This window comes from Motilimonas pumila (genome assembly GCF_003596335.1).
Taxonomy (GTDB): Bacteria; Pseudomonadota; Gammaproteobacteria; order Enterobacterales; family CBDFNC01; genus Motilimonas; species Motilimonas pumila.
The window spans coordinates 327,890-338,382 of sequence record NZ_QZCH01000001.1 but is presented as its reverse complement, the minus strand read 5'-3'; the positions used below and the strand labels follow the sequence as shown (position 1 = coordinate 338,382).

General features: G+C 44.4%; 7 protein-coding genes. All 7 read left to right on the top strand.

Features of this window, described 5'->3' with window-relative positions; all coding sequences use genetic code 11:
* The first annotated feature begins 4 nt into the window (after positions 1 to 4).
* The gene (locus D1Z90_RS01555) at positions 5 to 3,169 is read left to right on the top strand and encodes a type I restriction endonuclease subunit R (protein ID WP_119908973.1); all 3,165 of its coding nucleotides are present in this window, start codon (positions 5 to 7) and stop codon (positions 3,167 to 3,169) included.
* A 15-nt stretch (positions 3,170 to 3,184) separates the two neighbouring features.
* On the top strand, positions 3,185 to 5,383 hold the full coding sequence (locus D1Z90_RS01550) for an McrB family protein (RefSeq protein WP_119908972.1): 2,199 nt from the start codon (positions 3,185 to 3,187) through the stop codon (positions 5,381 to 5,383).
* Positions 5,383 to 6,510, top strand: coding sequence for a 5-methylcytosine-specific restriction endonuclease system specificity protein McrC (gene mcrC / locus D1Z90_RS01545; RefSeq protein ID WP_119908971.1), 1,128 nt, complete (start codon positions 5,383 to 5,385; stop codon positions 6,508 to 6,510). Before D1Z90_RS01550 ends, mcrC begins: the two co-directional genes overlap by 1 nt.
* Positions 6,510 to 7,364 carry a restriction endonuclease gene (locus D1Z90_RS01540; protein ID WP_119908970.1) on the top strand — a complete coding sequence of 285 codons (855 nt, stop codon included), beginning with the start codon at positions 6,510 to 6,512 and terminating at the stop codon, positions 7,362 to 7,364. Before mcrC ends, D1Z90_RS01540 begins: the two co-directional genes overlap by 1 nt.
* A gap of 93 nt (positions 7,365 to 7,457) precedes the next feature.
* Positions 7,458 to 7,739: an ECs_2282 family putative zinc-binding protein gene (locus tag D1Z90_RS21620; protein WP_119908969.1), complete on the top strand. Its 282-nt coding sequence runs from the start codon at positions 7,458 to 7,460 to the stop codon at positions 7,737 to 7,739.
* A complete protein-coding gene (locus D1Z90_RS01530) occupies positions 7,739 to 8,212 on the top strand; it encodes a hypothetical protein (protein ID WP_119908968.1) in 474 nt (157 codons plus the stop codon). The genes D1Z90_RS21620 and D1Z90_RS01530 overlap by 1 nt, the downstream gene beginning before the upstream one ends.
* Before the next feature lie 119 nt (positions 8,213 to 8,331).
* Positions 8,332 to 10,482 carry a MobH family relaxase gene (gene mobH / locus D1Z90_RS01525; RefSeq protein ID WP_119908967.1) on the top strand — a complete coding sequence of 717 codons (2,151 nt, stop codon included), beginning with the start codon at positions 8,332 to 8,334 and terminating at the stop codon, positions 10,480 to 10,482.
* The last annotated feature ends 11 nt before the right edge of the window (positions 10,483 to 10,493 follow it).

Genomic DNA, 10,493 nt, shown 5'->3' with positions numbered 1-10,493 from the left:
TAAAATGAACGAAGAACAACTAGAAGATCTCTGCTTAGACTGGTTTCAAGAGGGTGGTTGGGATGTTTTGCATGGCCCTGATATTGCCCCAGATAGCGACAGCCCACTTCGTAATGACTACGCGCAAGTGGTATTGGATGGTCAACTTAGAACGGCATTTGAAACGATCAATAAACACCTTCCTGCCGTACAGATTGAGCATTGCTACGAGCAGTTTAAAGCGATTGTTTTAAAACCTGAAAGTTTGGATTTAATCACCAATAACCGCGCATTTCATCGGTTGTTATTGGAAGGTGTGCCTGTTGAATATAAAAAAGACGATGGCGAGCCAATTGCAGACCATGCTTTTATCATTGATTTCGATAACCTAAACAACAACACCTTTTCAGTCGTCAATCAGTTCACGATTACTGGCACTAAACAGCCACGTCGGCCTGATGTCATTTGTTTTATCAACGGCTTACCGATTGCTGTGCTTGAGCTGAAAAGCCCAAGCGATGAAAATGCCGATATTTGGGATGCCTTTAATCAGCTGCAAACCTATAAAGATGAAGTCTCAGACCTTTTCATCTTCAATGAGGCGTTAGTAGTCAGTGATGGTTACACAGCTCGGGTAGGCTCTCTAACTGCTAACCAAGAGCGTTTTATGCCTTGGCGCACTATTAAAAGTGAAAACGATAAACCGCTACTGGAGTGGCAGCTAGAAACCATGGTTCGTGGTTTTTTTGATCGTGAGTTACTGCTGGATTACATACGATTTTTTGTATTGTTTGAAACAGACGGTGAGACGATCATTAAGAAGATTGCTGGTTATCACCAGTTTCATGCTGTGCGAGAAGCGGTAAAGGCGACAGTCATTGCGGCTCAGCAAATTGATGGCGTAACAGAGAAGCGGGCAACCTATGGTGATGAGGTTGTACCTGGTAGTAAAAAAGCAGGTGTGGTTTGGCACACTCAAGGCAGCGGCAAAAGTATTTCAATGTGTTGCTATGCCGGTATGTTGCTTCAGCAAAAGGCTATGAATAACCCAACGCTGATTGTCGTTACTGATCGCAATGATCTAGATGGTCAGCTCTATGCCACGTTCTGCAACGCAGTTGAGCTCTTGAAGCAAACGCCTGTTCAAGCATCTGACAGAGATGCGTTAAGACAGTTATTAGCTGAAAGAGAGTCTGGCGGCATCATTTTTACCACAGTGCAAAAGTTTGCCCTGCTTGACGACGAGAAGCATCATCCAATACTCAATGAGCGTCACAATATAGTTGTTATCTCAGACGAAGCACACCGCAGCCAATATGGCCTGAAAGCCACCTTAAGTGCAGATGGTCAATATAAGTTTGGTTACGCCAAGCATATGCGCGATGCGCTACCGTCTGCTTCCTTTATTGGTTTTACTGGTACACCCATTTCACAAGAAGACAAAGACACTCGCGCTGTATTTGGTGGCTATGTGTCCATCTACGACATTCAAGATGCAGTAGATGATGGCGCAACCGTTCCTATTTATTATGAGTCGCGCTTGGCAAAGCTTGATTTGAACCATGCTGAAATCGCTGAGTTGTCCGATCAAGTTGATGAAGTGGTAGAGGACGAAGAGGACGTCAGCAACCGTGAGAAAACTAAGGGGGAATGGAGCCGTCTTGAAAAGCTTGTTGGTGCGACTCCTAGATTAAGCCAAGTTGCGGCTGACTTGATCGAGCACTTTGAGACACGCAATGCCACTATGGATGGTAAAGCTATGATAGTGTCCATGAGCCGTGATATCTGTGCGCATCTTTATAATGAGATTGTTGCATTGCGTCCTGAATGGCATTCGGATGATCCTGAAAAAGGGGCGATTAAGATTGTTATGACAGGGTCTGCTTCGGACAAGCCACTTCTGCAACCCCATATCTATAACAAAAAAACCAAAAAACGCTTAGAAAAGCGCTTTAAGGATCTCAACGACCCACTGAAGCTCGTCATTGTTAGGGATATGTGGCTAACCGGTTTCGATGCGCCTTGTTGTCATACAATGTACGTCGATAAACCGATGAAGGGCCATAACCTGATGCAGGCAATTGCTCGGGTTAACCGCGTGTTTAAAAATAAGCCAGGCGGTCTAGTTGTTGATTACATCGGTATAGCCAATGAACTTAAGCAAGCATTAAAAACCTATACAGACTCTAAGGGTAAAGGCGAGCCAACACTCAATGCAGAAGAAGCGTTTTCTATTCTTTTAGAAAAAATTGATGCTATCCGTGGCATGTTCGGGAAAACACCAAAATCCGATGGTTTGGACATATCGGGTTATGAATCACAAGCGCACAAACTCTTGGTGCCTGCCGCTAACTATGTGCTCGGCTTGGAGGATGGTAAAAAGCGTTTCTTAGACTTAGTGTTGGCAGCGACGAAATCTTACTCACTATGTAGTACTTTGGATGAGGCTAAAGAGTTACGAAAAGAAATTGCGTTTTACTCAGCCATTAAGGCCGCTATTAGCAAGTTTACCAGCGTTGATAAAAAGCGTACTCAGGAAGAAAAGAACTCGGCACTGAAACAGATCCTAGATAACGCAGTGATCGCCGAAGGCGTTGCTGACGTGTTCGCACTTTGTGGCTTGGACAAGCCCAATATTGGTTTGCTATCGGATGAGTTTTTAGAAGACGTGCGACAGATGCCAGAGCGCAACCTCGCCGTTGAGTTACTTGAAAAACTACTCAAAGATGACATTAAAGCGAAAACACGTAATAACGTTGTGCAAGAGAAGAAATACGCAGACCGCTTGCAAGAAACGCTTAGAAAGTACAATAACCGCGCCATTGAAACAGCTCAGGTCATTGAAGAACTTATTCAAATGGCCAAAGACTTTCAGGAAGAAATGATGCGCGAGGCTGAACTGGGGTTAAATCCAGATGAAATCGCGTTTTATGATGCCCTAGCCAACAATGAAAGCGCTGTACGTGAACTTGGTGATGAGATCCTTAAAAAGATTGCCGTCGAAATTACTGACAAACTCAGAAAATCGACCACGGTTGATTGGCAAGTTCGTGACAGTGTTCGAGCTAAATTAAAAATACTCGTGCGCCGCACTTTACAGCGTTACAAATATCCACCTGACAAAGCCGCTGAAGCTGTAGAGCTTGTGTTAAAACAGGCAGAGTCATTGTCGAATTCATGGACGAAATAAAGGGTGCTTTTATAGATGACAACACATAAATCTAATTCATTCTGGTTTGTGGGTGCATCCTACGGCAAAGGTAGTGAAGACCAAACGGAGCGTTTTCTCAACGATGGCGTTTGGCAAAATGGCTATGAAGATAAATATCTCGATGTAGTCCGTAGTATGCAGCCGGGCGACAAGATTGCCATTAAATCGTCATATACAAGAAAGCGAGAGCTCCCTTTTGATACTAAAGGCCAGACTGTTTCAGTAATGGGGATTAAAGCTATTGGTGTGATTACCCGTAATCATGGCGATGGCCGGTTTGTCGACGTTGAATGGCAACCACGCTTTGAGCCTGTTAATGAATGGTATTTCTATACCAATCGCAGCACTATTTGGCGCGTTTCTCCCGATGATTGGATGACAGAGGGGCTTATTGGCTTCACTTTCAATAATAAATCCCAGGATATAGATCGTTTTCGCAATGCTCCCTATTGGAAGGAGCGCTTTGGTGATACTCCTGTCGATAAACAGCGTTTTAAATGGACCCAATTTTACGAAGAGTTTGCCGACAAGCTATTAACTTACAAGGATGATCGTGCTTCTTTAATGTCAGCCATCCACGATTTACCGAACAAAATTGAAAGCATTTCTGTCCTTCAAGATCAGCCTAAGGAAGGCACAAAAGAGTTGCTAAGTGATATTTGCCCGTTTACCGTCTTCGGCCTGTTTAACCGGGGCATTACCGATGCTAACCGAATAGCCATCGCAAGCCAGCTTGCTGCTTTTTTGAAAGTTGAAACGCCTGTTCCTAATTCCTTTGAAGGTATCCCTGTTGTTAATAATCAACGCTCTTGGTTTTTTGGATACAAATATCGACGGGGTGAACATGACATTGATACATTATGGAACCTTTTTGAGGCCGCGATAGAACACGCTAATAACTCAGAAACTGATACCGCAGAGGCACTTTACGACGCTTATGAAACTGCGACTAAATGCTGGGGAACCGGCTGGAACCTCTCAATGGGGCTGTATTGGATTAGACCATGGAAGTATCTGACACTTGATGGCCAATCACAGACATACATTACTAAAAAGCTGGGTTTAGAAATAGGCAAGAATGGCGAAAAAGGTCGCTGTAGCTCAAGAGATTACTTCGGTCTGATTGATGATCTAGAAACACGATTTCAAGAGGACGCCTACCCCGTGCACTCTTTTCCAGAACTGTCGCTCTCGGCCTGGCTATTTAAGGATACCGACACATCCGCTCATCCGAATGCTACTGACCTTGATGACGAGGAGCTATCGGCAGAAGAAGACGAAGTTGCTGTTCTGACTGCGCCTATTGAACCTTATACAATTGACGACATCATTGCCGATGGTTGTTTTCTTGAAAGAGAAAGCATCGCAAAAATAATTACTCAGCTTAGACATAAGAAAAACCTTATTCTCCAAGGCCCACCGGGAACTGGTAAGACATGGCTCGCAAAGAAACTTGCATATGCGTTAATGGGCCAAAAGGACGAAAACTCTCTACGCGCTGTTCAGTTCCACCCCAATCTATCATATGAAGATTTTGTGCGTGGTTGGAGGCCATTAGGCGAAGGAAAATTAACTCTCGTTGATGGTCCATTTCTGGAAATGATTAATGAAGCCAAAAAAGATGCGAGCATCAAACACGTAGTCGTTATCGAAGAAATTAACCGAGGAAACCCTGCTCAGATTTTTGGCGAAATGCTCACATTATTAGAGGCTGACAAGCGCACGCCAAGTGAAGCTTTGGAGCTTAGTTATCGTCGATCTGAAGGCGAAAGAATTCATATTCCTGCTAACCTTTATGTTATTGGCACTATGAATGTTGCCGACCGCTCATTAGCACTTGTTGACCTTGCTCTACGTCGCCGATTCGCATTTTTTGATCTTAAGCCAACGCTCGGTGAGGCATGGCGCAATTGGGTTCATAGTAAGGCTGGTATTGATAACGATTTTTTGCAGTTAATTGAACAGCGCATAGTCTCAATAAATAACGAGATTTCAAAAGATCGCAACTTGGGCCCTCAGTTTAAAATCGGCCACAGTTATGTAACACCACCTTTAAATACAAAGATTGAAGATGCTGCAGCATGGTTTCAGGGTGTGGTTGAAACAGAGATTGGACCGCTTCTAGAAGAATATTGGTTTGATGATATAGAGCGCGCTATCAAATCAAAAGATGCTTTGATTGAGGGTATCTAATGTCTGCTGTTGCCGATGCACAAACCCTCATCACTTCGTCGCGACGATTAGGAAATATTCCTGTTCGTAATTTGTGGTTGTTGATGCTCTATGCTTCAGATCTTTATCGTCACCTTGGTGCCAATAAAGTCGACGTAGAAGATAACCCAGAAGACATCGCAGATTTGGTTGCCGAGATTCTCTGCCATCAAGTTGAAGAACGCATGATGCGAAATTTAAGCTATGGGTATGAATCGAAAGTTGCTGTAATCAGTCGAGTTCGTGGACGCATAGATACCCTAACCACCGAGCGGCAAAGGCTACTTGAAAAAGGTAAGGTATGCTGTCGCTTTGATGAGTTAACGGTAGACACTCCCCGTAATCGTTATGTTAGATCTGCATTAGAACGTTTATCAAAGCTGAATATTAAACCAACTCTTGCCCATAAATGCCGAGCCTTAATGCTGAGTTTGGAACGTCTAGGCGTGAGCAAGGCAAAGCCAATAAATTACAGCGGAAAGTCGGAAAGATTTGGACGCCATGATATTAGCGATCAGAAGATGGTTGCTGCAGCCGATTTGGCTTTTTCACTCGCTATACCCACAGAGTTTGACGGTCAATTTCATCTGACAGCTCCTGACACTCGAAAAGAGTGGCTTAGAAAATTGTTTGAAAAAGCTGTAGCGGGTTTCTATGCCGTAGCACTAGATAAAAGAGAGTGGCGAGTATTGGCTGGCAAACAGTTTGATTGGCAGATATCAGATAAAAGCTCAGGGATAGACGAAATTCTACCCAGCATGAAAACAGACATCATTATCGATAATCGTTCACGAGACAAGCGTTTGGTAATCGACACAAAATTCAATTCAGTGACCACTAAAGGCTGGCATAGGGAAGAGACTCTTCGCAGTGGTTATATCTACCAAATGTATACTTACCTTAGAAGCCAGGAAGACACTTCAGACCCCAAATCACTTGAAAGTATTGGCATGTTACTTCACCCGACAGTAGATAAAGAAGTTGCTGAGATGGTAACAATTCAAGGTCATCCAATATGGTTTTGCACTGTTAATTTAGGTGAGTCAGCTATATCAATCAGAGAACGCCTACTTGTTCTTTTACAAAAGAGTTTCCAGGAGAAAAAATAATGGTCACATTCGATCAACTTATGCTCCCGCTAATAAAGGCATTAGTAAACCTTGGCGGCTCAGGCAGTATCGACGAGATTTACGAAGAAGTTGTCGAGCTTGAGAAGTTTGATGAGGGTACTTTGGCTGTTCTGCACAACCCCGAAAAAAGTAGCCAAACAGAGATTGGCTATCGATTGGCTTGGGCTAGAACCTATCTTAAAAAAGCAGGCTATCTGGAAAACTCTTCTCGTGGTGTGTGGGCACTCACAGATAAAGCCAGACAGGAACCGGAAATTGATAGCAGAGAAATTGTCAACTTTGTTAGAGCTCTGGACCGCAAGCCTGAACAGTCTAATGCTACGACATCTACTCCAGAACTGTCGTCCGATGACTCCCCAGAAGAGGCTATGCTATGGCGTGAAAAACTGCACCATGTGCTAATTGAAGAAATGAGCCCGGATGCGTTTGAGCGACTAACACAGAGGTTATTGAGAGAATCAGGTTTTATCCATGTTGAAGTGACTGGCCGCACGGGTGATGGTGGTATCGATGGCAAAGGAATTGCCCGAATCAACGGTTTGATGAGCTTTCATATCGCTTTTCAGTGTAAAAAGTACAAAGGTTCCGTTGGGGCTCCCGAGATCCGTGATTTTAGGGGCGCAACCGTTGGTAGAGCTGATCGTGGGATGTTTATCACTACAGGTAGCTTTACAAAAGCTGCCATTGAAGAAGCCAACCGTGATGGCGTTGCTCCGATTGACTTGGTCGATGGTGATCAGTTAGCCGATAAACTCAAGGAACTTAGTTTAGGCGTTAAAACAGAGTTAGTTGAAAAAGTAACAGTTGATCCTAGCTGGTATTTAGGCCTTTAACTGTTAATAAGCACCAAGAGAATTCCAAAATGCATTTTTTAGTTCTTGAATATATGCGATTAAATACGGCCGCTAACATAACGGGAAGTTAGAATGAATCCTGAAAAATACAATAGAAGTATAAGATTGCTTTGCCCGACTTGTGGCTGTTCAGACTTTTCCTACGAAGACGGTTGCGATGAAACAATACAAGTAATGACTTGTGCATCTTGTGGCAGAGAGTTCAATAAAGATGAGCTTATTCAAGAGAATAGCGAAAATATTGATGAGCACCTTTCTGAAATCAAGGAAGAAGTTTTAAAAGACGTTCAAGACGAACTACGTAAATCTTTGAAAAAGGCTTTTTCTGGTAGCAAGAATATAAGGATTAGGTAATGCCAGTAACTATTGATGCAGGTGATGTGATAGCTGGATTAGCTTTCCTTTTATCTGGCTACGCAACATGGCAAACGGTCAGCTTTAATAAGAGGCAGAAGTCACTTGTCGAAAGCCAGGAAAAGCTAAACACCATTCTCTTGGAAAAAGAAAATGAAGATGCTCTGAAAGGAAAGCAAGCTGACCTTGGTGCATCAATTATAAAACTTGGCAGCAGTAAGTATCGGCTTAAGATTTGGAATAAAGGAGCTGCTACTGCAAGAAACGTCAGAATTGAGTTCCCCGAAGGTAACGATTTAGTTATTGAATCAGAAGTGACTGACAAATTTCCAATGGAAAGCCTCGAAAAGTATCAAGCCGTTGAGCTAATAGCCGCTGTTCATATGCAAACGAAACGAAAGCATGTTGTTCGGCTAGTTTGGGAAGATGATGCCCAGTCTTACAATGAAAAGCTGTCTTACCCCACACTGTAATGTAACTGTCGGTTTTTTCACTAGAACGAAAACAACTACAGATAAATGCATATTTCTTTCGGCTATCTAACATCTTCAGTTGCTAAAGAACCTTCACACTATCGTGTCGGAGGTTCACTATGTTCAAAAACCTATTTTTTCAAACCAAAGCACTACCAGAGCTGTCATCTCAACTCGATGTAGAAATCCCACGCTACCCGCCATTCCTGAAGGGGTTGCCAGCTGCGTCCCCCGAGGATTTGCAGTCCACACAAGACGAGCTAATTGCCAAACTGCGGCAGGTACTTGGCTTTAACCTGCGTGACTTTCAAAGGCTGATTCAGCCCTGCATTGATCATCTGGCTGCTTATGTTCATTTGTTGCCAGCTTCTGAGCATCATCATCACAGTGGCGCGGGTGGTTTATTACGTCATTCGTTGGAAGTTGCTTTCTGGGCGGCACAAGCAGCTGAAGGGATCATCTTTGTTGCCAGTGGCACACCGGTTGAGAAAAAAGAGCTAGAGCCAAGGTGGCGTGTTGCGGCGGCATTAGGCGGTTTGTTCCATGATATTGGTAAGCCCGTTTCAGACCTGTCCATCACAGACGAAGATGGACGCTATCAGTGGAACCCTTTTTTAGAAACCTTATCCCATTGGACTACTACTAACAGCATTGAACGTTATTTCATTCGTTGGCGCGACGGACGGTGCAAGCGGCACGAGCAATTTTCAATTTTGGTATTAAACCGGGTGATGACACCTGAGTTGCTCGCCTGGTTAACCCAGCCGGGTCCTGAAATTTTGCAAGCCATGCTGGAGGCAATTGGCAATACCGATCCCGAGCATGTCCTGTCTAAATTGGTTATTGAAGCTGACCAAACCAGTGTACAGCGAGACCTGAAAGCTCAACGAATTTCCGTTGACGACAATGCCCTTGGTGTCCCAGTCGAACGCTATCTACTTGATGCCATGAGGCGATTACTTGCCAGTTCCCAGTGGCTGGTCAATCAGCGAGACGCCAGAGTCTGGTTACGAAAATCGAATCAATCAACCAATCTTTACCTAGTCTGGAAAAGCGCGGCTAAGGACATCATTGAGCTGTTGGCCAAAGACAAGATACCTGGCATCCCAAGAGATCCCGATACCCTTGCGGACATCCTCATTGAGCGAGGATTGGCCATTAAATCCGCCTCAAATGAGCGATATGAAAGCCTTGCCCCTGAAGTGCTGATCAAAGACGACAAGCCAATCTGGTTACCCATGCTGCATATATCTGAGGCCGATTTATTGTTCAGCTCGAATGTACCAAGTAGCGTGAGACTGTTTAGCAAATCTGAGTGGGAAGCAACACAGCAAACACAAGCAGAGCCACAGAGTCGCTCCAGTGAGCATTCAGACTTGCCTGAAGCGTCATCATCAATTGAACTCAGTAATTCGGCTGAGCCGCCATCGTCAAAAACGTCCGACCAAGATGATGAACTTCGTCTTGCCAGTGATGTTAATCACCTTCAGGCAACTGAAAATGCTCCAGGTGATGAATGCGAAAAGCCTAACAATTCATATGATGGCGCTATCTCAAATAACGTAAGCCAGCAAAACGAAGCAGCATTGAATCTGCCTGAATCTTTGGCATGGCTCCCAGAGGCCTGTAGTGCGTTGGTTATGGTTGATGAACAGATACTGATCCGCTATCCCGATGCCGTAAGACATTGGTGTGCTCCCCGAAAACTGCTTGCTGAACTCAGTCGATTAGATTGGCTTGAATTAGATCCCGCAAACCCGACTCGTAAGGCCAGAACTGTGACTACGAATGATGGCGTTCAGGAGCAAGGGTTACTTCTGAAGGTATCGATTTCTAAAAGGCTTACTGCACTGATAGACATCTCCAAACAAGACACAGAGCCGGCGGCAGCAATTCAGAACGAAGAGGCTTTACAGCGTCCGAGTCGAACTAAGACAACTAATGCCCAAGCAAAAGAACCCGCCACAAGAACGGAGCGAAAGCAAAAGCCGATTGCGGCCAATGCGAACTCAAGTACCGACCCCAAACACGCGCAGCGGCAACAGATGGTTAATTTTGTGAAAGATTTGCCCATCTTACTGACCGATGGCGATTACCCAGACGTGGATCATAGTGCCGATGGTATTCGCGTCACGATTCAAACCTTACGCCAAGTCGCCAATGAGCATGGCATTCCAGCCGGGCAGCTGCTTCGGGGGATCTCGGCCAGTGACCAATGCCAGTTTGATGAGGGGGAAACGGTTTTGTTTACCGCTCACGCTAAACGTTAATCCTTTTGAAA